Raw genomic sequence first — 26,262 nt, forward strand, 5'->3', positions numbered from 1 at the left:
AGACACACCGGATGAAAGGGCGGACGTACAAATGAAGGAACTTGAGGAGCGCATCGCGCGAGAGGGAACGGTCAAGCCGGGCAACGTGCTCAAGGTGGACGCGTTCCTCAACCACCAGTGCGACGTCGCGCTGTTCAACGCGATGGGCGCCGCGTGGGCCAAGCATTTCGCCGGCAAGACGATCACGAAGATCCTGACGATCGAGGCGTCCGGCATCGGCATCGCCTGCATCGCCGCGCAGCATTTCGGCGACGTGCCGGTCGTGTTCGCGAAGAAGGCGCAGTCGATCAACCTCGACGGCGACCAGTACGTGACGCGTGTCTTCTCGTTCACGAAGCAGAAGGAGTTCCCAGTCATCGTCTCGAAGAAGTTCCTCAACGCGGGCGACCACATCCTCATCATCGACGACTTCCTCGCGAACGGGCAGGCGCTCGCCGGCCTCATCGAGCTGTGCGAGGACGCCGGCGCGACCGTCGAAGGCATCGGCATCGCGATCGAGAAGGGTTTTCAGGGCGGCGGCGACGGCCTGCGCGCCGAGGGCTACGACCTCGATTCGCTCGCGATCATCGACGCGATGGACGCCGAGACCGGTTCGGTCACCTTCCGCGCCTGACATCCGTTTTCACCCACGGCGAACACATAGGTGTCGTGCCGCCGCGCCTTCGCGCACACAGTCGCGCCGATCGTGCGGTTGTTTCCTTCCCGTAACGAGACGGCGCCTACTGTGATTGTCGTTCCATTCCGCACAGAGGCCGGCCCATGTCACGCATGGGCCGGCCGACGCATTTCCCGGAGGTCCCATGAATTCCCCTGTCGGCAAATCCGATGCTCCGAATGACCGTCTCGAATCCACCTTCGAGACCGACGAGCTCAAACGCGACGAGGCCACGGCCACGCCCGCCGAGGAACGGCGTGAGGCGAAGCGCTCCGGCGTCTCCTTCGAGACGCTCTCGAGCCTCGACGCGCCGGTCTCCTTCTGGAAGGGCATACCGTTCGGCCTGCAGCATGTGCTCGCGATGTTCGTCGCCAACCTCGCGCCGATCTTCCTCGTGGCCGCCGCAGGCAACATGTCCGCGGCCGACTCCGCGAAGATCATCCAGTCCGGCCTGCTCGTCGCCGGACTCGGCACGTGCCTGCAGCTCTACGGCGTGTGGCGTTTCGGCTCGCGCCTGCCGATGGTCACCGGCATCTCCTTCACCTATGTGGCCGCCGCCATCGCAATCGTCTCCCATCAGGGCTACGACGCCGTCGTCGGCGCCGTCATCGTCGGCGGCCTGCTCGAGGTTGCGCTCGGCCTGACCGCGAAATATTGGCAGCGTTTCGTCCCGCCAATCGTCTCGGCGATCGTCGTCACCGCGATTGGCTTCTCCCTGTTGTCGGTCGGCGCCGAAAGCTTCGGCGGCGGCGCCGGCGCGAAGGACTTCGGCAGCTGGCAGAACCTCACACTCGGTCTGATCTCGCTCGTCGCCTGCCTCGTGTTCCAGCTGTGCATGAAGGGCACCGCCAAGCAGCTGTCGGTGCTCTTCGGCCTGCTCATCGGCTATGTGGTGGCGATCTTCTTCGGCAAGGTCGACTTCTCTGGCTTCCAGCATCTTCAGGTAGTGAGCGTGCCTTCATTCATGCCGTTCAAGCCTGAGTTCGACTGGGGCGCGATCATTTCGATCGGCCTACTCTACGTCGTCTCCTCCGTGGAGGTGCTCGGCGACACGGCGGCGCTCACGAAGGTGGGTCTCGACCGCAAGCCCACGCAGCGCGAGACCTCCGGCGCGATCGCCGGCGACGGCCTGATCTCCTCGGTCTCCGGCGTCTTCGGATGCCTGCCGCTGACGTCCTTCGCGCAGAACATCGGCCTGGTCGCGATGACGAAGGTCGTCAACAGGAAGGTCATCCTCTCCGGCGGCGTGCTGCTCATCCTCGCGAGCTTCGTGCCGGCCATCTCCGAGGTCTTCAATTCGATGCCGCAGGCGGTGCTCGGCGGCTGCACGATCATGATGTTCGGCAACATCATCCTCTCGGGCTTCCAGATGATCTCCGACGCCGGCTACACGCAGCGCAACATCACGATCGCCGCGCTGTCGCTGACGATCGGCATCGGCTTCACGCAGGTCTCGAGCATCTTCGAGCACTTCCCTCCTCTGTTCCAGTCGATCTTCGCATCGAACTGCATCGCCGTCGCCTTCGTCGTCGCCGTCATCCTCAACCTCTGTCTGCCCGGCGAGGAACGGTTCCTCTCGACGCCGAAGCAACCGAAGTGAGACGCGCGCCCGCGCATTCCTCCCACGACGCCGTCCGCACCCGCTGCGGGCGACGTCCTTTTGTTTGTTCGGCGATTTCGTCGTTCCGTCGATTGTCGTTGTTCCATTGATCTCCGTTGCTCCGACATTTCCTACGCTCCCCCGCAACTGATGCCACGTCCCTCACGCCTCGCCGGCGACGATATGCGCGCCGCGAATGACCGACCACACGATTTCGAATCGGTTCATCGGCGAACATGATTGTGCGCCCCGCGGCGCCCTCCTACAATGAGCCGCAGTCGACAACCCAACGGCCTTGCGCGACGCGCGGTCCATCAATGAACGAAAGACAGGACGATGCAGGAAATCCGCGAACAGAAACTCACCGGCGAACGTGCGCTGTTCGCCCAACACGACGCGCTCATCACCGACTGCGTGTTCGAGGACGGCGAATCCCCGCTCAAGGAATCACGCGACATCACCGTCAACCACAGCGTGTTCCGCTGGAAGTACCCGCTGTGGTACTCCGACAACGTCGACGTGCACGATACGCTCTTCGAGTTCGACGCACACGCCGCGTTCTGGTACAGCAAGCACATGCGCTTCACCGACTGCACGATCCAAGCACCCAAGGAGTTCCGCAGGAACGACGACGTCGTGCTCGACAACGTCGCATTCACGAACGCCGCGGAGACGCTCTGGCATTGCAGCAACGTCACGCTGCGGCACGTCGTCGCCAACGGTGACTACTTCGGCATGGACAGCGACCATCTGACCATCGGCGACTTCCAGCTCACCGGCAACTACTGTTTCGACGGCTGCCGCGACGTCAGGGTGGACAACGCCCGCCTGATGATGTGCAAGGACGCGTTCTGGAACTGCGAGAACGTCGTCGTGCGGAACTCGTTCATCGCCGGCGAATACCTGGCATGGAACACGAGGAACATCACCTTCGAGAACTGCACAATCCAGAGCCTGCAAGGCCTGTGCTACGTCGACGAGCTCACGCTGCGCAACTGCCGACTGATTGACACGACGCGCTCGTTCGAATACTGCACGGACGTCGACGCCGACGTGACGACGCGCATCGACGGCGTCGTCAACCCGGTCTCCGGCACGATCCGCGCGGCCGACTTCGGCGAGATCGTCCAAAACGACAAGAACATCGACACGAGCGCCGTCCACCTGCTCACGCGCGACGGCGACGAGCTCGGCGCGGCCGTCGGCAAGCGCGCCTGAGCGATGCCGGACGACGAACGACAAGCACACAGCGAAAGGATTGACGACGACATGAGCGCAGCACTTGAACATGTGAGCGGATTCGACGACGAGGTGAGCCGCGACGGCATCTTCTCGATGAAATGGGACGTCGCAAGCGGCGAACTGCCGATGTGGGTCGCGGACATGGACTTCCGCACAGCACCCGCCATCCGCGAGGCGCTCGCCAAACGCGTCGAGAACGGTACCTTCGGCTACACGGACGTCCCCGCCGAGTTCATGCGTGCGGTCGCACAATGGTGGGGGCGGCAGTACGGCATGGACGTCGACCCGGCGCACGTCACCTTTGTCTCGGGCGTCGTGCCGGCGATCTCGTCGCTCGTGCGCTCGCTGACGAACGTGGCGGAGAAGGTCGTCATCCAGCCGCCCGTCTACAACATCTTCACGAACTCGATCGTCAACAACGGCCGTCGCGTGCTGACCAATCCGCTGAAATACGAGCACGGCCGCTATGCAATCGATTTCGACGACCTCGAGGAGAAGCTCGCCGACCCGCTGGCGCGCCTGATGATCGTCTGCAACCCGCACAACCCGACCGGCAACGTCTGGAGTCGGGAGGATCTGGCGCACATCGGCGAACTGTGCGCGAAGCATGACGTGACCGTCGTCTCCGACGAGATCCACTGCGACGTCATCCGTCCTGGCATGACGCATACGCCGTTCGCGGCGGCGAGCGAGACGAACCGCCGCATCAGCGTGACCTGCTCCTCGCCGTCGAAGGCGTTCAACACGGCCGGCCTACATTCCGCGTATTTCTTCGCCGACGACGCGGGGCTCCGTGCACGCGCCGTGCGCGGCGTCAACACCGACGAGGTCGCCGAGCCGAACGATTTCGCGGTCCAGACGCTCATCGCCGCCTACACCGACGGCGCCGACTGGCTCCGTCGGCTCAACGCCGTCGTGCAGCGCAACAAGGATTACGCGGCAGAACAACTCGCCGCGCACGCCGCCGGCCTGACGCCGGCGCCGTCCGACGCCACCTACCTGCTGTGGATCGACTGCTCGCGGCTGCTCGACGAGGCCGGCGACACGACCGCCGAACGCTTCTGCGACTATCTGCGCGAACACACCGGGCTCGCGCTCTCATACGGCGGCATCTACGGCGTCAACGGCGAACGCTTCGTGCGCATGAACCTTGGCACGCGCGCCGACCTCGTCGTCGACGGCGTCGGTCGTCTGATCGCCGGCGCGCGCGACTACGTCGGACATCGGTGACGGAATCGACATCAGCAAAGCTCATCTCAGACTCATCATCAGCTAAGGAGACGCGATGCAATACACGACATTGGGCAACACGGACATCAAGGTGTCCAAGATCTGCGTGGGATGCATGAGTTTCGGCGAGCCGGGCTCGATGCATCAGTGGACGCTCGACCAGGACGGGACCGACGCTGTCGTGGCCGAAGCGCTCGACATGGGCCTCAACTTCTTCGACACGGCGAACGTCTACTCGAAGGGCACGAGCGAGGAGTACCTCGGCAATGCGCTGCGCAAATCCACGCAGCGCGACAAGGTCGTCATCGCCTCGAAGGTCTACTTCAACCCCGGACGCCTCTCCTCGAAGGCAATCCATCACGAGATCGACGGCACGCTCAAGCGACTCGGCACCGATTATCTCGACCTGTACATCATCCATCGCTTCGATTACGACACGCCGATCGAGGAGACGATGGAAGCGCTCAATGATCTGATCGAGCAGGGCAAGGTGCGCGCGATCGGCGCGTCGGCGATGTACGGATACCAGTTCTTCGAGATGCAGATCGCCGCGCGCGACAACAACTGGGCACAGTTCCAGACGATGGAGGACCACTACAACCTGCTGTATCGCGAAGACGAGCGCGAGCTCATCCCGATCTGCAAGCAGATGAACGTCTCGCTGATGCCGTACTCGCCGCTCGCCGGCGGCCACCTGACGCGCCCCACATGGGACGCGGACACACTGCGCAGCGAGACCGACCCGGTGCTGCGCGGCAAATACGACAACGCCAAGAGTGACGACATGCGCATCATCGCGCGCGTCAATGAGCTCGCGCACAAGCACGGCGTCAAGATGTCACAGATCGCTCTCGCATGGCTGTGGGCGAAGAGCGTCGCCGCACCCATCGTCGGCGCCACGAAGGCCTCGCATCTCGCCGACGCCGCGGCCGCGCTCGACGTGGCGCTCACGCCGGAGGAGATCGCCTACCTCGAGGAACCGTACACGCCGCATCGCGTCGTCGGCGCAATCGACCACAATCCGCCGCAGGGCACCGTGCTGCTCGACGCGAAATAGGAACATGCTCCCTGCGCTCGTATGTGCAACGCTTACATAAGCCTGCTTCCATGAGCGCAGGGAGCATGTCAACTACAGGCTCCCGTAAAGGCTCTCAGGATGCGCCGGCTAGCCTCGTCGCTGCCATGCAGAAACTCCGGATGCCACTGCACCGCCTGAACGAACGTGCTAGCGGGAGCATAGACCGCTTCGACAAGCCCGTCCTCGCTGATCGCCATCGGCCGCAGTCCCTCACCAAGTTTACGGACCGCCTGATGATGGTAGCTGTTTACGGGTAGCACACCATCCTCCCCCAGCGTCGCGGCAAGCACATCATGCAACGGGCTGCCTTGCACCACCCGTACATCATGGACGGTGCGGTCGTATGGCGGGCGTTGATGATGGTCGACATCGGAATCGAACTCGTGGGGAAGGTCCTGATACAACGTGCCGCCGAAGAACACGTTCATGATCTGCAATCCGCGGCATATGCCGAACACCGGCTTATCGGCGGCAAGCGCAAGCGCAAGCAGCCGCAATTCCATCTCGTCGCGCGCTTCGCTGAACTCCATGTCCGGATAACGCGGCTGTTGCCCGTAACGAATAGGGTGCACATCATGGCCGCCAGTCAGCAGGAGGCCATCGCACATCGAGAAGATCTGCTCGATCTCGTCGGCGTCGCGCGTCAACGCCGGCATGAACGGCAGCGCACCTGCTTGCCGTAACGCATCGAAATACCCGGGCAGCATCCAGTAACTGTCACGAGCGTCGTCAACGAGCGGCATCACCGCAATCACCGGTTTCATGGAACTCCTCCAAGGATTCGGATCGGCATATTCGAGTCCACACGCTACCCGTAAACGGCACATGCGCGATGACCGGACGATTACGAACCCATTTCAGACACGCAAGACGCAAGCCTACACGTACATCCCATACGTTGCGAGCATGGGACCTACCGCACCCGACTTCCAGTCGATGCGCTGATCCGGCTGTTCGACGTGGGTGTGCGCAACATCGATTCGGCAGTCGCCGACAGCGCTACACACATGCTGCCCGTTGGCGTGGGACCTATGGGTTTCCATAGCAGACCGCAGGCCCCGCGCCAACGGGCGGCATTCACCGCAGTAGCGAAGCTAGCGGATGCTCGGTTCCGTGTGCTTATGAGCATGTTTTTTGCGAAAACCGAGTGCCGTTGTAGATGACTTTGTTTTAGCTTGCCGCTAGAGCGAAGTCATCTACATGGCCTCGTTGCCGAGACCAGCTCCAAGTCTCACACGACTCTCGCCGCCGCTTGGTTCACGCTTCGCTGGATGCCGCATTGTCCCGCACTCAAGGCGGGTCTGTCTTCCGCTTCCTCCACGCGCGTTTAACGTCTCCGGGGCACTCCCGGCGACTTGGATGTTGATGGCCGCGTTCAAATCACGGTCGATGGACAGTCCGCACTTGTCGCAATGGTAGACGCGTTCGGATAGGGATAGTTTGGTTTTCACCGTCCCGCAGTTCGAGCAGGTCTTCGAGCTTGGATACCAGCGGTCGATGACGTGCAGTCTCGTGCCGGCGCGTGCGGTCTTGTAGGTCAGTTGGCGTCGGAACTCCGCGAATGCGGCGTCCTGAATCGATTGGGCGAGCCCGTGGTTTTTAACCATGCCCGCCACGTTCAAATCCTCGATGCTGACGTCCGCGTAGGTATGGGCGAGCATGGAGATGGTCTTGTCCAAGAGGTCGCGTCGCAGGTTGGCTACACGTGCGTGCAGGCGCGCCACGTTCGCCCTCGCCTTGCGGCGGCGGTTGGAGCCCTTCCGTTTGCGGCTCAGGCTCCGCTGGGCTTTCCTCAGACGCGTGAGATTCGACTTCAAGGCATGCGGGTTGCGTATCACGGTGCCGTCCGACAATGTGGCGAGCTCCTTCACGCCCAAGTCGATTCCGACGCTCCCACCCTTCGGAGGCTTGAGTGCGGGATTGTCGGCTCGTTCGACGGTCAGACTGGCCTGCCAGCGTCCCGCACTGCGGGACACGCTCATGCGCCGCACCTTCGCGCCGTCCACTCTCTTGAACACGTCCTCCATGCAGTGCACACGGCCTATCCTCGGGAGTTTTAGCGCGTATGGGTCATGGTCGATGAGGCCGAACGAGCCGGTCGTATACGCGAAGCGCCGAATGCCGGAGTCCTTGGACTTGAAGCGCGGGAACCCCATCCTGCGGCCTTTCCGCTGCCCCTTGCGGGACTTGGAGAAGTTCTTCAGCGCGTCGCCCAATGATTCGAGGCCGCTGTTGTATGCCTCCTTGCTGTTCTTAGGCCACCATGGTTCTCCCGTGGTCTCGTCCACAGCGAGCGTGTCCTTGGCTTGGTTCCACCACTTACGCAAGGCATAGTACGACCATTCGGGGGTATCGCCGCGTTCGAGCATGTCCTTGACGTGCGCCAGCCCCCTGTTGTAGGCGAATCGCGCCGCCCCGGCGTGCGATTCCAACAATCGTTCCTGCCGTGGAGTCGGGTCGAGCGCCACCTTGACCGCTTCAAGCATCACGCGCCGCCTTCAACGCCGCGTCCGTCTTGTGCTTGGCTGCGCGACGCCCGTACAGCCGGGCGCAGAACGAGGTCAGCACCTCGGTCATGTCGCGCACCAAATCGTCATCCAGCTCCGTGTCGTCCACCACGATGATTCGGCGTCCCTGCGCCTTCAACGCGCTCTCCACCAGTCCCGCGTTCATGCGGGCGAGCCTGTCCCTGTGCTCCACAATCAGCGTGCCCACGGTCGGATCGGACAATAGCCGGTTGAGCTTGCGCCGCCTGTCGTTCATGCCGGAACCCGTCTCTGTGACGATTTCCGGCTTCTCCACTCCCATGCCAAGAGCGAACGCTCTCAACCGGTCGGCCTGACGTGTCAAATCGGCCTTCTGGTCAGCCGAGCTGACACGCGCATAACACACCGTCCTTCCATTCGCCGTGGGGGTGACGGGTTGGCTCTCGTATTTCGGGTCGTGGATGATTATCGTACCCGTCGCCATGCGCTCGAACGGAACGGGCATAGGTTCTCACGGCACCACTGCCACACCGTCTGCTCGTTGAAGCCCTCGCGTTTCGCCCATTCCCTGACACGCATGACTTAATTATATCATACGAAAACAGACAAAAGCAGATAGTTAAGGTAGCTGGCTACAACCCCCAGTACAAAGAACACGAGCAAGAACCCGCACAGAACGAGCAGATCCACGCCAATCGCAAGGAACCCTTCGCCGCGCAGCATCACGCCGCGCAGGAACAGTCCGGAAGACAATGTGCAGAATCGTCTCGAACAAGCGATGCTCACGCGACTCATCACGCAGTCCGTCGACAAGATCACCGTGCGCGAGCTCACCGAGGACTGCCACTGCAACCGCAGCACGTTCTACTACTATTCCGACAACATCGACAAACTCGCCGATGCCGCGCTCGAACGGGCGCTTCCGTATGAACTACCGCTAGCATTGCTGTCGTTCCTCACCGCCGGCAACGCCCCGGACAACGCCAACAGGCAATTGGACGCGATAGTCAAAGAACGGGTGTCGATGAGAAGCGAGTACATCGACATGCTGTGCCGGCTGCTCAACGGACCGAATGCATCACTGGTGGAACGCGAGGTGAAGGCAGCGATGATGCAGATGCTGCCCGTCATCATCACACGTCTTTTCCCGGACAAGAAGGTGGATGAAGTCAGCGCACGCATCGTCTTCGAAAGCGCCACCGGTAGCATCCTGAGCATGATGGCCTATCGTGGAGCGAGCGACCTCAAGATACCCGTAGAACGAATCATCCTCACGATGGCGCCGGAACTGCCGCAGGCGTTCATCGCCTGTCTCAAGCGCGCCACCGCCGAACATGGGCAGCCGACCACGGACCGTCAATCACCATTACCCGAAGCAGACTAGTCGAAGTCGGGCTCGTACTTGCGGCGCGCCGCGCGCATCACAAACACCTCACAGATCGCGGCGATGATGTACACGGCTGCAATCGGCACCCAGAAATACACGGTGTGCAGCGTGGGCAGATAGTACAGCGCGAATGCCGCGAGAACGGCGAGGATCACCGCGAACGTCTTGATCGACGAGTAGATGCTCGAGAGCCGCTTCTCGCCGATGAGCCGCTCGCGCTCATCGGCATCCTGGTTGAGGCCGAGTTCATAGATGTTCACGTGTCTGAGTGCGCGGAAATTATAGGAGAAGAGATTGGTGCGCCCCGCCATGTCGAATCCATGGATGAGCAGCCACACGCCCACCGCCACACTGAGCATGGACAGTGCCTGCACGAGTGCACTCGGACAATTCACGGCGAACACCGCCAGCAATAGGTGCGCGATGGCGATCACCAACGCACCCGCGAGCGCGGACAGCCAGCCGCGCACACGGTAACGACGGCGTTGTGCGGGCGTGTAGAACTGCTCGATGCGGTGGAACGTCGCCACATAATCGTCATCCTGACGCTGCGTGTGTCTGAGAATGATGCATCCGACGATCACACCGAGTACTTCCACAATGAACGATTCCGGGTGCCGTTGATTCTCCGGCAGGTCCACGAGTTCCTTCGTCATGATGCCGATTGCACGGTCGAGCCCTTTGATGATCTCGTCGATGTCCGCGCTGTTGTGCTGCGGCAGCAGCATCAGGAAGTGACCGATTGCGAATCCGAGCAGGATCACGGCCACACCATTCGCCGTGCGTAGCGCATGCAGCCGCATGTGGTGGTCGTATCCGAAGACGCCACTGCCCTCGGCCAGTTTCTGCAGCCGCTGTTGTTTCGTGTCTGCCATGCCTGACTCTCCTCACTCCATGAATGTGTTTCATCCTAATGAGCCTCGGGTGCACTACCGGTTGATTTCTCTACGGCCTGAGCCGATTTGCAGGCAGCGCTCGATTGCCATCACCTTGCAGCCGGCCGAACAATCTGACCACTCACACGCCCAGAGCAACCGTTCACCTGTGTTGACCCAAAATCTGCCGAGCGCAACGTTAGGCTGAATACATACACACACTCAGACACTTATCGCACGAAGGAGCATGATGCGAGTCGAATTGACCATGCGACCCACCATCGCCAAGGAACAGGCGCGCATAGCGGCCAGGTCCGCATCGCCGGAACTTGACCATGCGGTCGCACTGCTTGCCTCGATCGGCGCCGATTCCACGATCATCGAGCAGGAGCAGGCACTGAAGAACGCGGTCATCGGCATGCAGGGAGGCAGTGCGATCATCGTGCAGGCCCCCGACGTGTACATCGCACGCACGGACAAGGGCACCGTACAGCTCGTGACCGCGAAAGGCACGCTCACCTCGCACAGTCGACTGTATGAACTCGAGCACACGCTTGGCAATGATTTCATCCGCATCAGCAAATCCGCGATTGTGAATCTGCATGCCATCGACCGCATAGAACCGGGCTTCGGCGGCGCGATGAGCGTGCGCATGCACGATGGCTCGGAGGAATGGATCTCACGCCGGTATCTGCGCGCGTTCAAACGGGCACTCGGCATGTAAGAGCCGTCCTCTCATCCCGCCACAGAGCTCCTCAGATATACCCTCACTCAACACAAAGGATAATCATGAACAACTCCAATCCATCCATCGGAAAGACGCTCGCCATATACACCGCAACGGGCATCGGCATCGCCTCATTCATCGGCTCGCTTTTTTCGGGTATCGCCGGCATGATCATGGGAGGAAGTACCGGTTCGATGCTGGTGAAGCAGTTCGTGGCCACACTCGTCATCGGCATCGCATTCGGCGCGCCCGCCATCATCTGGGTCAGCGACCGGCTCGCCACCTGGATCAAGCTCATCGTCGCCATCGTCCCCGGCACGATCATCTACACGTGCATCGCATGGTGGATCGGCTGGATTCCGCGCGAATACGGCGTCTGGGCCGTCATCTCGACGATTGTGATGATTCTCGTGGTGACGCTCATCATCTGCGCGATCTGCGGCGTCGTGTTCCGCAGCAATGTGCGCACGATGAACGATTATCTCAAGCGCCGTCAGCAGATCTCCCACTGATGACGAGTCGTACCGTCAATGATTCACACATCCTCCGTCATAGCTCAGCGTGCCGGTCTCCTGACACGCATAGGGCAGTCAACATTCGTGTCGTGGATTTCTTCTCTGATTACTCTCTTCAGTGGTATGATGTCACTCTTCCGCGCGGTTGCACAACCGCATCGAAATGACATCAGACTAGCGAGCCGGCATCCGCTACCACAACCATTGCTCAGTGACCGGTCGATTATCCTCGACGACCGGTCGCTGATTAGCGGTGACACCAATCATCGAGGAATCGTGGACGAACTTGCACTAGTAGACGCCGTATACGCCCGCTTGTGTTACCGATGGCGTTCAGCAAGCATGCGCGCTCGGATACCGAGCCTATGACAGCCATCGCATAATCCAAGAGATACGCGACTGGCCGGAAGCAGTACGCGGATTGCACAACATCGCGAACGGATTCTCCTCGCAGAACCACGGTTCGGGCAGGAGATCCGCAAGGCCGACGACGATAAATCGGACGGCAGCATGCGCACACGCGCCTTTCACTACGACATATGCACGAATCGCCGCATGCTTTCCCCTTTCGGATACATGCGACGCTGTAGCATGACGCCATGGATACACAGGACACCCACACCCGGCTGATCATCGTCGAAGGTCTGCCGGGCAGCGGAAAGAGCACGACTGCCGAGATGATCGCCGCCGATCTGCGGGCGCGCGGCAGGGATGTCGTCTGCGTCGACGAGGGAGCCACAAGCCATCCCGCAGACGTCGGCGACTACGACTTCCCCGATTTCGCGACGGAACGCGCCACGATACTCGATGCATGGCGCACGTTCGCCGCCCACGTCAGACCTGATACGGTCTACGTGTTCAATTGCATCCTGCTGCAGAACCCGATGTGCGAGACGATGATGCGCTTCGGCATGGACGAAGACGAATCACGACGCTATATCAGCGAGATCGCGGCGATCATCGAACCATTGCGTCCGACGGTCGTCTACATCGACGAGCCGGACGCGCGCGCCGCAATCGACGGCGTTCGCAACGAACGCGGCGATGGCTGGCTCAACGCCGTCATCGACTACCACACATCACAGGGGTATGGCGAAGCGCATGGACTGCGCGGATACGGGGGATACATCGCCTGCCTTGAAGAGCGGAGGAACCGGGAACTGCGCATCCTGCATTCGCTCGCGCTCGACAGCCGCGTCATCGCGCCATTGAGCGATGCCGAACAAATCGCGGCATTGCTGGATTCGGTGGGATGATCGGCTCACCGGGAAAAGAACCACGCTGCCCGGAAGTTGCGACGCCCTACAGCCACTGGATGAAGGCGGTCTTGTCGGTGCTGTTGTAACCGGCATGGCGATAGAAGTCGAGCGTCTCCGGGTCATGGGATCCGGTGAGCAGCATCATCTTGTAGCAGCCAGCCCTCCGCGCAAGCATACGCGCATGGTCGAGGCACGCGGTCGCATAGCCACGGCCGCGCGCGTCCGCCTGCGTCACTACATTCTCGACGAACGCATATGGCCTCACTCCGCGTGTCAGGTTCGGGATGACGACGCACACGCATGAGGAGACGATGCGCCCGTCCTCCTCGCAGACGATGAGATGGTGGTCGGGATCGGCGAGGATGCGCGCCCATGCATCCCACAATCGTTCGTCATGCTCCGGAACCGACCGCTCGTGCAGATCAAGATACAGTTCGAGCAACGCATCAAGATCCTCTTCGTTCGCTTCCCTGATCATCATCGGGTGCCCCCTCTCCTCGGCGGAAACCGTCTTACGGTGCGATACGATTATCAGGCAACACCCGAAGCCCGATCGCCGCCGTCTCATTTCCACGACGACATGTCTCACCAGAAAGCTCGGCCGTCGACGGCAGCCATCACTGCATGTGTGAAGGGCGCGCAGACAACGTCGGTCACGCACCCTTCACAATATCCGATCATCCAGCCGTGGATCTCCTCGTAACGGCATAACGGACGAAACAGCCGCCCGATACGAGCAGCAGGAATGTGATGGTGAGGGCATCCGAGATCTCGAACTCCGGCTCACCAAGCATATGCGACAGGATGAGGTTGATGGCAATTTCAAGCAACGCCGCCAGTGCGCAGAAGACGCCCCACGCAATCAGCCGACGACGCCCGCCATATGTCCGCAAGACGAAGGCCGCCGCCCATAGGAGCACGAACGCGGGAATCGACACCGCGGCACCGATCGACAGCACGCGCCCGACATGCAGCAGACGGCTGAGCACGAACAGATACGGAATCGTGAACGCCGTCAACGCGCCCAGAGCGACGTACAGGCCACTGCCTCGCATGAGCATCGCCGGCACGATGACCATCCACGCGTAGAGGATGGAGCTGACGGGGATCAGCGACCATGTGAGCGTCCCCGATGTCGACAGATCGCAGATCAGGCAGGTCAGCATGCCCACGAGCATCAGCGCGGAAAGCGCGATCGCCGTGACGCGGTTCCAGTGCACGGCGCGCTCGCCCTTGCGTCGCAGCGCGAGCAGGTTCTCGTCCGCCTTGCGTCCCGCGTCCTCGTTCGTCAGCTCCTCACCGCTGAGCAGTTCGTTCACCGTGATGCCCAATATGGCGCACAGCGGCAACATGATGGACGCGTCGGGCAAGCTCTTGCCCGTCTCCCATTTTGAGACCGCGCGGTCGGTGATGTTCAATTTGCGCGCCAACTGCAGCTGGGTCAGGTTCTTCGCCTTGCGGCGCTCGGCGATGAACGCGCCGATCGTTGTCTGATTCATCGTCTTCGCTCCTTTCGCCATTCACGCTACAGGCATCCGGACCACAAGACGGCGCCGACATCCATTTTTCACACACACCGTTGGTTGAATCGGCCGACTCAACCAACGGTTGAGCCGGCATGAGGCCGTCGGAAAGTCAAACAGAACGAGCAGGCCGGGACTTACCAACGTCATCGCCGGCAGCATATACGCGAGTGTCCGGAAGCCGACGTTCCTTCGGGGAAAACCGATGAGCTGAATCGAAATCCACAGGATGATTGACGACTGTACGAACGACAGCACACCGAACACGGCCGCGACCGATCAGCCCCATCGCGCATCACCCATATTGCGCGCGCACATCGGCGAGCGCCGCCTCGAATTCGTCGCGTGAGCGCAACGTGCACACACGCACGCCACGCCGGGCCGCATCATCGAGCATATGGACGAGCTGTGGCCGGCAGTCGCGCGGAAAATCGATGATGTATCGCCTGAACTCTCCGTCGAACTCGCGCTCCACCCACGGCAGGTCCTCGCGCCGCACACCGATGCGCGCCTCGACGCCGGCGAGGCACGTCTCGGTTCGGCACATCGAGGAAATAGACGGTGTCGCAGCGTTCGAGGCGCCATTCCAGCGTCCTCATATAGTTGCCGTCGATGATCCATGCGTCCCCTTCGAGGATCCCCCGCAGACGTGCGTCGAATTCGTCGGTCGTGACCGTCGTCATGTCCGGTTTGTGCCACAGCAGGTCCAGATGATGCAACGGCAATCCGGTCACGTCCCGCAGCCTGCGCGAGAACGTGCTTTTGCCGGTGCCGGGGCACCCGACGACAAGGACGCGTCGCATCCGGCGCGCCCAGCACACGGACGGTGACGTCCCGCTCGCAGGCCCGGACGAATCGTGGGTCATGGCTCCTCCGTCCCGAAGTCCGCATCGAGGTCGACGTCATAGACGTCGTCGACGAGCAGGACATCGACGCCGTGCGCGCGGGCCTGCGCGAGCGTGCGCGCGTTGTCGTCGATGATGTGCTCCATCGTGCACGACGAGCTGTCGATGCGCCGCTCGATAACGTTCGCGTAGCGCAGGACGTCGTCGAAATGCGCGCGGATGTAGCGTTCGCTCAGCACGATGCAACGGTAGCGTATGTGCGCAAGGTAGCGCGGTTCGAAATCGCGCGCCCAGTCGAACGGGATGTAGCAGCCTTCGACGATGAGATGCTGCCCGTTCTCGATGGCGGTCTTGACCATCTCGCGCACGATCGGCCACAGGTAATCGGTGAGCGCGTCGTCGTCCTCGGGCGTCAGCGGCGTACGACCGGCGCGGATCAGCCCCATCTTCAGATGATCGATCGACAGGTACGGGTAGCCGTGGCGTTCGAGCAACCGCTGCGCGAGCGCCGTCTTGCCGGCATGCGAGGCACCGGCGATCAGGATGATCATCAAGGCCACCTTTCACAGGTCACGGGAGGGGACGCAAGGACGATGACGGGCGGCGTCCGCCGAATCGAAAATTCGACGGACGCCGCCCGTAAGGAAGGACGTCACGGAAGGACGACCGCGCGATCGGCGGCGTCACTCCCACTCGATCGTCGCCGGCGGCTTCGACGTGCAGTCGAGCACAACGCGGTTGATCTGGCGGCATTCGTTCGTGATGCGCGTCGAGATCGTCGCGAGCACGTCGTACGGCACGCGCGACCAGTCGGCCGTCATCGCGTCCTCCGAGCTGACCGGACGCAGCACGATCGGCGAGCCGTAGGTGCGTTCGTCGCCCTGGACGCCCACCGAGTGCACGTCGGCGAGCAGCACGACCGGGCACTGCCAGATGTCGCGGTCGAGGCCGGCCTTCGACAGCTCCTCGCGGGCGATCGCGTCGGCGTCGCGCAGCAGGTCGAGGCGTTCCTTCGTGATCTCGCCGATGATGCGGATGCCCAGTCCCGGACCCGGGAACGGCTGACGCCAGACGATCTCGTCGGGCAAGCCAAGCTCGGTGCCGATGGCGCGCACCTCGTCCTTGAACAGCGAGCGCAGCGGCTCGATAAGTTCGAACTTGATGTCCTTGGGCAGGCCGCCGACGTTGTGGTGGGACTTGATGTTCGACGCGCCGTCGCCGCCGCCGGACTCGACGACGTCCGGATACAGCGTGCCCTGCACGAGGAACTTGACCTCCTTGCCCTGCGCGCCGGCCTCCTCGATCACCTGACGCTGCGCCTTCTCGAAGGTGCGGATGAACTTCTCGCCGATGATCTTGCGCTTCGTCTCGGGGTCGGAGACACCCTTGAGCGCGTCGAGGAAGTCCTCGGAGGCGTCGACGGCGATGAGCTTGATGCCGGTGGCGGCGACGAAGTCGTGCTTGACCTGCTCGGCCTCGCCCTTGCGCAGCAGGCCGTGGTCGACGAAGACGCAGGTGAGCTGGTCGCCGATCGCACGGTGCACGAGGGCTGCGGCCACGGCGGAGTCGACGCCGCCGGACAGGCCGCAGATGACCTGCGCGTCGCCGACCTTCTCGCGGATCGCCTCGACCTGCTCGTCGATGATGTTCTTCGCGTTCCAATCGGCGGGGATGCCGGCGCACTCGTGCAGGAAGTTCTCGATGAGGTCCTGGCCGAGCGGCGTGTGGCGGACCTCGGGGTGCCACTGCACGCCGTAGAGCTTTCGCGATTCATCCTCCATCGCGGCCACCGGCGCGCCCTCGGTGTGCGCGAGGACCTCGAAGCCCTCGGGCGCCTTGTTCACGGCGACGCCGTGGCTCATCCACGTCGTCTGCAGCGACGGCGAGCCGTCGAGGATGCCGGTCGGCTCGTCGATGACGGCCTCGGTCTTGCCGTACTCACCGAGCGCGGCCTTGTCCACGTCGCCGCCGAGCTCGTGGGCCATCACCTGGAAGCCATAGCAGATACCGAGCACCGGCACGCCGGCGCCGAAGACCTTCGGATCGATCGTCGGGGCGCCCGGCTCGTAAACGGACGCGGGACCGCCGGACAGGATGATCGCCGAGGGGTTCTTGGCGAGCATCTCGTCGACGGGCATCGAATGCGGGACCAGTTCGGAATACACATTGGCCTCACGTACGCGGCGCGCGATGAGCTGCGCGTACTGGGCTCCGAAATCAACGACGAGGACAGGACCGGTTGCCATACAACTCCCTTTGACGGACGGATTGCACTCTTACGGGCATTACAACACAGATATTGTGCTGCCGCAAGGAGACATTGGCCATATCCGCGGCCCCGCGGGCGCATGCGCCGGCACGGGCGGCGCTGAAGCGTTCAAGTGCGCCCCGCACAAGGGTCGGGACGCATTGGAAGGACTATATGCAACACGCCGCGATCCGTACACGGAATCGAACGGCGACGGAAGTCGGAATCATACAGAAACCCCGTGATTCCAATGGTTTTCAGCATTGTTCACTCGTCGGCCGAATTCACATTTCAACAGCAGATTCTTCCAAAATGCATAAGAAATCAAACATTTCCGCACACACCTAACCAAAAGAACGCAAAACGTCAGCGAGTCCGCGTAACATGTTCCTCGACCGGACACGGGGTTCCTTCCTCACGGAGGGACATGCGGATCCCGTGTCCCCACCGAAAAAATCAATCGCACACTATGTGCAGGAGTACAGGAGCACACATGACTAATCCTGTTATTGGCACCCCTTGGCAGAAGCTGGATCGCCCGGTTTCGGAAGAAGCCATCGAAGGCATGGACAAGTACTGGCGCGTCGCCAACTACATGTCCATCGGCCAGATTTATCTTCGCAGCAACCCGCTGATGAAGGAGCCGTTCACCCGCGACGACGTCAAGCACCGTCTCGTCGGCCACTGGGGCACCACCCCGGGCCTGAACTTCCTTCTGGCCCACATCAACCGCCTCATCGCCGACCACCAGCAGAACACCGTGTTCATCATGGGTCCTGGCCACGGCGGCCCGGCCGGTACGGCGCAGTCCTACATCGATGGCACCTACACCGAGTACTACCCGAACATCACCAAGGATGAGGCTGGCCTGCAGAAGTTCTTCCGCCAGTTCTCCTACCCGGGCGGCATCCCGTCCCACTTCGCTCCGGAGACCCCGGGCTCGATCCACGAAGGCGGCGAGCTCGGCTACGCGCTCTCCCACGCCTACGGCGCGATCATGAACAACCCGAGCCTGTTCGTCCCGTGCATCATCGGCGACGGTGAAGCCGAGACCGGCCCGCTGGCCACCGGCTGGCAGTCCAACAAGCTCGTCAACCCGCGCACCGACGGCATCGTCCTTCCGATTCTGCACCTCAACGGCTACAAGATCGCGAACCCGACGATCCTCGCCCGCATCTCCGACGAAGAGCTGCACGACTTCTTCCGCGGCATGGGCTACCACCCGTACGAGTTCGTCGCCGGCTTCGACAACGAGGATCACATGTCGATCCACCGTCGCTTCGCCGAGCTCTTCGAGACGATCTTCGACGAGATCTGCGACATCAAGGCCGCGGCCCAGACGGACGACATGACCCGCCCGTTCTACCCGATGCTCATCTTCCGCACCCCGAAGGGCTGGACCTGCCCGAAGTTCATCGACGGCAAGAAGACCGAAGGCTCCTGGCGTGCGCACCAGGTTCCGCTGGCCTCCGCCCGCGACACCGAGGAGCACTTCGAGGTCCTCAAGGGCTGGATGGAGTCCTACAAGCCGGAGGAGCTCTTCAACGCCGACGGCTCGATCAAGGACGACGTCACCGAGTTCATGCCGAAGGGCGAGCTGCGCATCGGCGCCAACCCGAACGCCAACGGCGGCCGCATCCGTCAGGAGCTGAACCTGCCGGAGCTCGATCAGTACGAGATCAAGGGCGTCAAGGAATACGGCCATGGCTGGGGCCAGGTCGAGGCTCCGCGCTCGCTGGGCGCCTACAGCCGTGACATCATCAAGAACAACCCGGATTCGTTCCGTATCTTCGGACCGGACGAGACCGCTTCCAACCGTCTGAACGCGACCTACGAGGTCACGAAGAAGCAGTGGGACAACGGCTACCTGTCCGCTCTCGTCGACGAGAACATGGCCGTCACCGGCCAGGTCGTCGAGCAGCTGTCCGAGCATCAGTGCGAGGGCTGGCTCGAGGGCTACATCCTCACCGGCCGCCACGGCATGTGGAGCACCTATGAGTCCTTCGCCCACGTGATCGACTCGATGCTCAACCAGCATGCGAAGTGGCTCGAGGCCACCGTCCGTGAGATCCCGTGGCGCAAGCCGATCTCGTCGGTCAACCTGCTGATCTCGTCGCACGTGTGGCGTCAGGATCACAACGGCTTCTCGCATCAGGACCCGGGTGTCACCTCCGTCCTGATCAACAAGACGTTCAACAACGACCACGTGACGAACATCTACTTCGCGACCGACGCCAACATGCTGCTCGCGATCGCCGAGAAGTGCTTCAAGTCGACCAACAAGATCAACGCGATCTTCTCCGGCAAGCAGCCGGCTCCGACGTGGATCACCCTCGACGAGGCTCGCGCCGAGCTCGAGGCCGGCGCCGCCGAGTGGAAGTGGGCTTCGAACGCCAAGAGCAACGACGAGGTCCAGGTCGTCCTCGCCGCCGCCGGCGACGTCCCGACGCAGGAGATCATGGCCGCTTCCGACGCCCTGAACAAGGAAGGCATCAAGTTCAAGGTCGTCAACGTCGTTGACCTCCTCAAGCTGCAGTCCCCGGAGAACAATGACGAAGCCATGTCCAACGAGGACTTCGCCGAGCTCTTCACCGCCGACAAGCCGGTCCTGTTCGCGTACCACTCCTATGCCCAGGACGTCCGCGGCCTCATCTACGACCGCCCGAACCACGACAACTTCCACGTCGTCGGCTACAAGGAGCAGGGCTCCACGACCACGCCGTTCGACATGGTCCGCGTCAACGACATGGATCGCTACGCGCTCGAAGCTCAGGCTCTCGAACTGATCGACGCCGACAAGTACGCCGACAAGATCAAGGAGCTCAACGAGTTCCGCAAGAAGGCGTTCCAGTTCGCGGTCGACAACGGCTACGACATCCCGGAGTTCACCGACTGGGTGTATCCGGACGTCAAGGTCGACGAGACGCAGATGCTCTCCGCCACCGCGGCCACCGCGGGCGACAACGAGTGAGTCCCATTCAGGACTGACATCGTCTAGTCGATAGGAACGGGGATTCGGACAGTGTCCGGATCCCCGTTCTTCGTATCATCAAACTGTTATCTAGCTCACATTTGCGTCCGGTGTGCGTGCCGGACGACCTGCGCGCATCGCCGCTGGGTAGAATGGTCGCTTGTGAACAACGCCGTTACCCTGCCCTCCGGCGCCGCGCCGATCCGGGGCATCCCCGCACTTGCAAACCGCAGAAGGAGCGAACAGTGAGTCTCAAGAACGTCAGCATCCTCAGCCCGAATCCCGGCAACGGACGCAACGCCGTCGCGCTCGGAGTCGTCAACGCACTCTCCAGGCATCTGCGCACCAGCATCTTCCGTCCCGCCGTCTCCCCTGACGAGACCTTCACCGACACGCTGCTCAAGTACACGTCATCGGGCCAGACGCGTGCGCAGGCCATCGGCGTCACGCTGCAGACGGCGCGGCTGCGCAAGAAGGAGGCACGCGAGCAGATCGTCGCCAACTTCATCGACACGAACGCCGTGCTCAGGTCGCAGGCGCGCGTCATCGTCGGCTCCGACAAGACCAAGGTCGGCGACCCCGAACGCTTCTTGTTCAACGCGGACGTCTCCGCGGACCTGCAGTCGCCGGTCCTGCTCACCGTGTGCACAATCGGGCGTGCGCCCGACGAGGTGCTCGAGACGATCGAATCATGCTCCGAGGTCGTGACGAACGCGGGCACCAAGGTCATCGGCGTGTTCGTCACCGGCTGCAAGGACGATCAGGCGTCGACGCTCAAGGAGTACTTCAAGAACTACGACGTGCGCGTGTGGACGCTGCCGTTCATCGACCTGTCCGATCTGTCACACGCCGACGAGGCGATCGCGCTGTTCGACGAGCACGTCCCCGAACACGAACTGATGGAGACGCTCGATTCCCCCTTCGTGCCGCCGACGACGCCGTACGCGTTCCAGTATGATCTGCTCGCGCGCGCGAAGGCGGACCGCAAGACGATCGTGCTGCCGGAAGGTTCCGACGACCGCATCATCCAGGCCGCCGACTATCTGCTGCAGTCCGACATCTGCGACCTCATCATCATCGGCGAGCAGAACGACATCCTCGAGCGCGGACGCACCCTCGGACTGCGTTCCCTCGACAAGGCGCGCTTCCAGTCAATGGAGGACGAGCAGCTGCTCGCCGTCATGGTCGACCGTCTGTGCGAGCTGCGCGCGAAGAAGGGCATGACGCCCGACGTGGCACGCAAGACGCTGCGCGACCCGAACTACTTCGGCACGATGCTCGTCGTGCTCGGACAGGCCGACGGCCTCGTCTCCGGCGCGATCAGCTCGACGGCGAACACGGTGCGACCGGCGCTGCAGCTCATCAAGACGAAGCCCGGCATCAAGTCGGTCTCCGGCGCGTTCCTCATGTGTCTCAAGGACCACGTCTCGGTCTTCGCCGACTGCGCGATCAACCTCGACCCGGACCCCGAGCAGCTCGCGGACATCGCGCTGCAGTCGGCGCAGACGGCGAAGGCCTTCTCCGTCGAGCCGCGTGTCGGCATGCTCTCCTATTCGACGCTCGGCTCGGGCAAGGGACCGGATGTCGATCTGGTCGACGCAGCGACGAGCATCGTGAGGCAGAAGGCGCCGGATCTCGAACTCGTCGGCCCGATCCAGTTTGACGCGGCATGGTCGCCCGAAGTGGCCTCCGTCAAGGCCGCCGGCAACCCGGTGGCCGGACGCGTCACCGTCTTCGTGTTCCCCGATCTCGATTCGGGCAACATCTGCTACAAGGCGGTGCAGCGCACGGCGAACGCCGTCGCGATCGGACCGATTCTGCAGGGCCTGAACAAGCCGGTGAACGACCTGTCGCGCGGCGCGCTCGTCCAGGACATCATCAATACGATCGCGCTGACCGCGATTGAAGCCCAGCAGAACGACTGAGCACGGCGCACCTCACGGTTGGCCGGGCGCTCCCCAATCGGGAGCGCCCGGCCAACATCGTTCTGCGAGGACGTATCGGGCGACGCAGGTAACGGGCGCGTGTCCATATTCGGTCATGTCGTTCGACTGTTTGTAGCATTCGCTGAGTAATCTGTCTTGAGGAAAGTCGCAACCGCGGCGAACGTAATAACCCAATGGAGGATGCCACAATGGCGAAAACCGTCCTTGTTATCAACTCGGGCTCCAGCTCGATCAAGTACCAGCTCGTCGACCTCGAGACCGGCGAGGGAATCGCATCGGGTCTCGTCGAGAAGATCGGTGAGCCGATCGACGGTCATTACAAGTACGAATACAATGGCGAAAAGCATGAGCTCGAAGAGCGTATCGAGAACCATGAGCAGGGCCTCAAGCGCGTGCTCGGCTTCTTCGAGGAGTACGGCCCGAAACTCGACGAGGCGGGCATCATCGCCGTCGGCCACCGCGTCGTCCAGGGCGGCAACACCTTCCCGGATCCGGCGCTCGTGACCCCGGCCACGACGGAGAAGGTCGAGGAACTCGCCGTGCTCGCCCCGCTGCACAACGGACCGGAGGCGAAGGGCGCGCGCGTCATGCGTCAGCTGATGCCGGAAGTGCCGCAGGTCTACGTCTTCGATTCCTCCTTCTTCCAGCAGTTGCCGAAGGCCTCCAGCACCTACGCGCTCAACAAGGAAGTCGCCGACAAGTACAAGATCCGCCGCTACGGCGCGCACGGCACCTCCCACTGGTTCGTCTCCTCGCGCATCCCGGAGTTCCTCGGCATCGACGCGCAGGCCGCAAAGAGCCTCAAGCAGATCGTCCTGCACATCGGCAACGGCGCGTCCGCATCCGCCGAGCTCGGTGGCCGTCCGATCGAGACATCGATGGGCCTGACCCCGCTCGAGGGCCTCGTCATGGGTTCGCGCACCGGCGACATCGATCCCGCCGCCGTCTTCCACCTGATGCGCAACGCGCAGATGGACGTTGACGAGCTCGACGACCTCTTCAACAAGAAGTCCGGCATGATGGGCATGACCGGCTTCGGCGACATGCGTGAAGTGCATCGTCTCGTCGCCGAGGGCAACGAGGACGCGAAGCTCGCGCTCGACGTCTACGTCCACCGTATCGTCAGCTACATCGGTGCCTACACTGCGCAGCTCGGCGGCCTTGATGTGCTCACCTTCACCGCCGGCGTCGGCGAGAACGACGAAATCGTGCGCCGCATGGTATGCGAGAAGCTCGCGCCGTTCGGCGTCAAGCTCGACATGGAGAAGAACGACACGCGTTCCAAGGAACCGCGCATCATCTCCACGCCGGATTCCTCGGTGATCGTCGTTGTCTACCCGACGAACGAGGAACTCGCGATCGCGCAGCGTGCGCAGGCGATCGTCGAGAAGGGCGAGGACACGTACGGCAACAAGATCGCCGACTGAGCGTATCCGTCATCGCGCAGTGCGACACCGGTCGTGACGACCACATGTCGCACATGACACACGCATGACAGGGAGGGACGACGAATAAGTCGTCCCTCCTTTTTTTGTTGCTGCGCCGGCCTCGTCTTACGGGCAACACCTCGCCTTACGGGCGGCGCTGTCTTTCGTACAGGCAGCACTCCTATGGGCAGCATCTTTCTTACAGGCAGTACTTCATCCTTACGGGGGCGCCTTTCTTACGGGCGGCATCTTGCTTACGGGTAGCGCTCGCTGCAGGCAGCTTCCGCTTGATCCGTTACGGGCGACCGCGTCGGCGAAACGATTCCGTCATGAGTGTCACGGGATGCAGCCACGCAGACGTGACTGCCCGTAAGAGTGACTACCCGTAAGAATCGCCGCCCATAGACGCAACTGCCCGTAAGAGCGATCGCTTACGGGAACGACTACCCGTAGATATGGCTACCCGTAAGAACGACTACCCGTAAGCATATGAAGGCGGGCGCCGTCCGGGGTGGAGGCGCCCACGAAAGAGGGGTCGGCGTAGTTGCCGTTTGTGGAGTGCGGCGGTTGGGTCACTGATGCTGGGCGAGCATCGACGTCCACATGCCGGTGAAATCGGGGATCGTCTTGCGCGTCGTCTGCACGTCCTTGATTTCGATGCCGGGGATGCGCAGTCCGAGCATCGCCGCGAAAGTGGCCATACGATGGTCGGCGTAGGTCTCCATGACCGCGCCGTGCAGTTCGTCGTCGGCGACCGGTTCGATGGCGATGCCGTTGTCGAGTTCCTCGGCGTGCGCGCCGACACGTTCGATCTCGGTGACGAGCGCCTTGAGACGATTCGTCTCATGGCCACGCAGATGTCCGATGCCGACGAGTTCGGACGGCCCGTCCGCGAGCGTCGCGATGGCGGCGATGCTCGGCGCGATCTCGCCCGCCGCGGACAGATCGAGTTCGCCGAGTCCGCGGATCGCGCCGTCACCGCTCACACACAGCAGACCGGAGAAGTCGTCGTTGAACATTTCACAATCGTTGATTTCGCTGAACGGCTCGCCGTCGAGCGTGATCGTCGCTCCGAACTTGTGCAGCATCGACGGCAGCAGACCTCCCGGCTGCGTCGTGTGCGCCGGCCAGTTCGGCACACGCACGTCGCCGCCCGCGATGAGCGCGGCGCCCAGGAACGGCGCGGCGTTCGACAGGTCGGGTTCGACGGTCACGGTGCGCGGCAAATCGAGGATACGCGGCTGCACAAGCCAACGTCCCCGTTCCGGCATCGTCACATCGCCGCCGGCCGCGTTGATGTCCTCCATCGTCATGCGGATGTGCGGCAGGCTCGGCAACGTACGGCCGGTGTGGCGCAGCAGCACGCCTCCGGGAATTCGGGAAGCCGCGAGCAGCAGGCCGGAGACGAACTGCGAGGACGACGATGAATCGACGCGAATCTTGATCGGCTTGCCGTCAGAGGAACCGAGTTTCGTCGGCGGCGTCACCGTGAACGGGAGGCATCCTTCCTCGCCGTGGTATTCGACATGTGCGCCGAGCTGCTTGAGGCCGAACAGCAGCGGCTCCATCGGCCGCGCATACGCCTGCTCGTCGCCGTCGAAACGCACGGGGCCGTCGGCGAACAGCACGAGCGGCGGCACAAAGCGCATCACCGTTCCAGCGAGGCCGCAGAAGACATCCGCGCCACCCCTGAACACGCCGTTCGGCGGCGGCGTCACCGTGACCGTCGTCGGGTCGTCGGCGTCCTCCTGACAGGTCACGCCGAGCGCACGCAACGCATTCATCATCAGGTCGGTGTCGCGCGAGCGCAGCAGACCGCGGATGCGCACGGGGTCGACGCTCAACGCGGCGAGAATGAGATAACGGTTGGAAAGCGATTTGCTGCCCGGAATCGTGACGGTCGCATCCAATGGTGCGGTCGCGAGCGGCGCGGGCCACGGATCGGCCACGACGGCCGTAGGGTTCGGTTCATTCATGCCTCCCATCGTAACGGAGGCGGCTGAACTCGGTGCACGCTGGCCCGCATGCCGAAGAGGGTGCGCGATGGCCACGGAAACGCACACACGACCATCCCTGGCCGGTGCCGTCGCCCACGGCGATCCGATAACGAAAAAGCCGCCCGGAGGCGGCTTGTTGGCTCCTGCGACTGGGCTTGAACCAGTGACCGTCCGATTAACAGTCGGATGCTCTGCCAACTGAGCTACGCAGGAATACTGCTTCGTCGAATCTCTTCAACGCAACAGAAAGA

General features: G+C 62.5%; 22 protein-coding genes, 1 tRNA gene and 1 pseudogene. 12 read left to right on the top strand and 12 right to left on the bottom strand.

All coding sequences use genetic code 11. The annotated features are described in order from the left end of the window. Positions 1 to 31: 31 nt before the first annotated feature. From G606_RS0100070 to G606_RS0100090, 5 genes are all read left to right on the top strand, one after another. Positions 32 to 613, top strand: a complete 582-nt coding sequence (locus tag G606_RS0100070) for a xanthine phosphoribosyltransferase (RefSeq protein WP_026644296.1) — start codon at positions 32 to 34, stop codon at positions 611 to 613. A gap of 187 nt (positions 614 to 800) precedes the next feature. After that, positions 801 to 2,255, top strand: coding sequence for a nucleobase:cation symporter-2 family protein (locus G606_RS0100075; RefSeq protein WP_026644297.1), 1,455 nt, complete (start codon positions 801 to 803; stop codon positions 2,253 to 2,255). A gap of 336 nt (positions 2,256 to 2,591) precedes the next feature. Beyond that, complete coding sequence (locus tag G606_RS09180) at positions 2,592 to 3,473, top strand: DUF3737 family protein (protein WP_051198225.1); 882 nt, start codon at positions 2,592 to 2,594, stop codon at positions 3,471 to 3,473. Between the two features lie 51 nt (positions 3,474 to 3,524). Next, positions 3,525 to 4,727: a MalY/PatB family protein gene (locus G606_RS0100085; RefSeq protein WP_101671120.1), complete on the top strand. Its 1,203-nt coding sequence runs from the start codon at positions 3,525 to 3,527 to the stop codon at positions 4,725 to 4,727. 55 nt (positions 4,728 to 4,782) lie between these two features. Further along, positions 4,783 to 5,784 carry an aldo/keto reductase gene (locus G606_RS0100090; protein WP_026644299.1) on the top strand — a complete coding sequence of 334 codons (1,002 nt, stop codon included), beginning with the start codon at positions 4,783 to 4,785 and terminating at the stop codon, positions 5,782 to 5,784. 68 nt (positions 5,785 to 5,852) lie between these two features. Here G606_RS0100090 and G606_RS0100095 read toward each other — a convergent pair whose 3' ends face one another. From G606_RS0100095 to G606_RS11050, 4 genes and pseudogenes are all read right to left on the bottom strand, one after another. Next, the gene (locus G606_RS0100095) at positions 5,853 to 6,569 is read right to left on the bottom strand and encodes a gamma-glutamyl-gamma-aminobutyrate hydrolase family protein (RefSeq protein WP_026644300.1); all 717 of its coding nucleotides are present in this window, start codon (positions 6,567 to 6,569) and stop codon (positions 5,853 to 5,855) included. 432 nt (positions 6,570 to 7,001) lie between these two features. Beyond that, a complete protein-coding gene (gene tnpB / locus G606_RS0100100; RefSeq protein WP_026644301.1) occupies positions 7,002 to 8,291 on the bottom strand; it encodes an IS607 family element RNA-guided endonuclease TnpB in 1,290 nt (429 codons plus the stop codon). Further along, positions 8,284 to 8,870, bottom strand: a pseudogene (locus tag G606_RS0100105) (IS607 family transposase). Before G606_RS0100105 ends, tnpB begins: the two are co-directional and overlap by 8 nt. Before the next feature lie 12 nt (positions 8,871 to 8,882). Next, positions 8,883 to 9,044 carry a hypothetical protein gene (locus G606_RS11050; RefSeq protein WP_155802677.1) on the bottom strand — a complete coding sequence of 54 codons (162 nt, stop codon included), beginning with the start codon at positions 9,042 to 9,044 and terminating at the stop codon, positions 8,883 to 8,885. Between the two features lie 67 nt (positions 9,045 to 9,111). Between G606_RS11050 and G606_RS0100115 the strand changes: the two genes are divergently transcribed. Beyond that, positions 9,112 to 9,675, top strand: coding sequence for a hypothetical protein (locus G606_RS0100115; RefSeq protein ID WP_133120875.1), 564 nt, complete (start codon positions 9,112 to 9,114; stop codon positions 9,673 to 9,675). On the opposite strand, the gene G606_RS0100120 is transcribed toward G606_RS0100115, so the two are convergent. Further along, positions 9,672 to 10,553 (bottom strand): hypothetical protein, encoded by an 882-nt coding sequence (locus G606_RS0100120; RefSeq protein ID WP_051198227.1) that lies wholly within the window; start codon positions 10,551 to 10,553, stop codon positions 9,672 to 9,674. The genes G606_RS0100115 and G606_RS0100120 overlap by 4 nt on opposite strands. 250 nt (positions 10,554 to 10,803) lie before the next feature. Between G606_RS0100120 and G606_RS09185 the strand changes: the two genes are divergently transcribed. The 3 genes from G606_RS09185 (at position 10,804) to G606_RS0100135 (ending at position 13,051) form a co-directional block, all read left to right on the top strand. After that, positions 10,804 to 11,277, top strand: coding sequence for a LytTR family DNA-binding domain-containing protein (locus G606_RS09185; protein WP_231371357.1), 474 nt, complete (start codon positions 10,804 to 10,806; stop codon positions 11,275 to 11,277). Positions 11,278 to 11,342: 65 nt separating this feature from the next. Then, a complete protein-coding gene (locus tag G606_RS0100130; RefSeq protein ID WP_026644305.1) occupies positions 11,343 to 11,792 on the top strand; it encodes a DUF3021 family protein in 450 nt (149 codons plus the stop codon). Between the two features lie 602 nt (positions 11,793 to 12,394). Then, positions 12,395 to 13,051, top strand: a complete 657-nt coding sequence (locus G606_RS0100135; RefSeq protein WP_026644306.1) for a hypothetical protein — start codon at positions 12,395 to 12,397, stop codon at positions 13,049 to 13,051. Between the two features lie 46 nt (positions 13,052 to 13,097). Here the strand turns inward: G606_RS0100135 and G606_RS0100140 are convergent, their stop codons facing one another. The 5 genes from G606_RS0100140 to guaA all read right to left on the bottom strand — a co-directional run bounded on the left by G606_RS0100140 (position 13,098) and on the right by guaA (position 17,668). Continuing rightward, the gene (locus G606_RS0100140; RefSeq protein WP_231371358.1) at positions 13,098 to 13,535 is read right to left on the bottom strand and encodes a GNAT family N-acetyltransferase; all 438 of its coding nucleotides are present in this window, start codon (positions 13,533 to 13,535) and stop codon (positions 13,098 to 13,100) included. Positions 13,536 to 13,731: 196 nt separating this feature from the next. After that, positions 13,732 to 14,553 carry a helix-turn-helix domain-containing protein gene (locus tag G606_RS0100145; RefSeq protein WP_026644308.1) on the bottom strand — a complete coding sequence of 274 codons (822 nt, stop codon included), beginning with the start codon at positions 14,551 to 14,553 and terminating at the stop codon, positions 13,732 to 13,734. 319 nt (positions 14,554 to 14,872) lie between these two features. Then, positions 14,873 to 15,124: a hypothetical protein gene (locus tag G606_RS11285; RefSeq protein WP_196799975.1), complete on the bottom strand. Its 252-nt coding sequence runs from the start codon at positions 15,122 to 15,124 to the stop codon at positions 14,873 to 14,875. 315 nt (positions 15,125 to 15,439) lie between these two features. After that, positions 15,440 to 15,973 carry an AAA family ATPase gene (locus tag G606_RS0100155; protein ID WP_026644309.1) on the bottom strand — a complete coding sequence of 178 codons (534 nt, stop codon included), beginning with the start codon at positions 15,971 to 15,973 and terminating at the stop codon, positions 15,440 to 15,442. Between the two features lie 132 nt (positions 15,974 to 16,105). Then, positions 16,106 to 17,668: a glutamine-hydrolyzing GMP synthase gene (guaA, locus tag G606_RS0100160; RefSeq protein ID WP_026644310.1), complete on the bottom strand. Its 1,563-nt coding sequence runs from the start codon at positions 17,666 to 17,668 to the stop codon at positions 16,106 to 16,108. Positions 17,669 to 18,163: 495 nt separating this feature from the next. On the opposite strand from guaA, the gene G606_RS0100165 reads away from it, so the two are divergent. From G606_RS0100165 to G606_RS0100175, 3 genes are all read left to right on the top strand, one after another. After that, the gene (locus G606_RS0100165) at positions 18,164 to 20,641 is read left to right on the top strand and encodes a phosphoketolase (protein ID WP_026644311.1); all 2,478 of its coding nucleotides are present in this window, start codon (positions 18,164 to 18,166) and stop codon (positions 20,639 to 20,641) included. 245 nt (positions 20,642 to 20,886) lie between these two features. After that, complete coding sequence (gene pta, locus G606_RS0100170) at positions 20,887 to 22,566, top strand: phosphate acetyltransferase (RefSeq protein ID WP_026644312.1); 1,680 nt, start codon at positions 20,887 to 20,889, stop codon at positions 22,564 to 22,566. A 209-nt stretch (positions 22,567 to 22,775) separates the two neighbouring features. Next, the gene (locus G606_RS0100175; RefSeq protein WP_026644313.1) at positions 22,776 to 24,014 is read left to right on the top strand and encodes an acetate/propionate family kinase; all 1,239 of its coding nucleotides are present in this window, start codon (positions 22,776 to 22,778) and stop codon (positions 24,012 to 24,014) included. Between the two features lie 572 nt (positions 24,015 to 24,586). Here the strand turns inward: G606_RS0100175 and aroA are convergent. Both aroA and G606_RS0100185 read right to left on the bottom strand, forming a co-directional pair. Beyond that, on the bottom strand, positions 24,587 to 25,990 hold the full coding sequence (aroA, locus tag G606_RS0100180; RefSeq protein WP_051198231.1) for a 3-phosphoshikimate 1-carboxyvinyltransferase: 1,404 nt from the start codon (positions 25,988 to 25,990) through the stop codon (positions 24,587 to 24,589). A 158-nt stretch (positions 25,991 to 26,148) separates the two neighbouring features. Then, a tRNA-Asn gene (locus G606_RS0100185) sits at positions 26,149 to 26,224 on the bottom strand. Between the last annotated feature and the right edge of the window lie 38 nt (positions 26,225 to 26,262).

This window comes from Bifidobacterium sp. AGR2158 (assembly GCF_000424225.1).
Taxonomy (GTDB): Bacteria; Actinomycetota; Actinomycetes; order Actinomycetales; family Bifidobacteriaceae; genus Bifidobacterium; species Bifidobacterium anseris.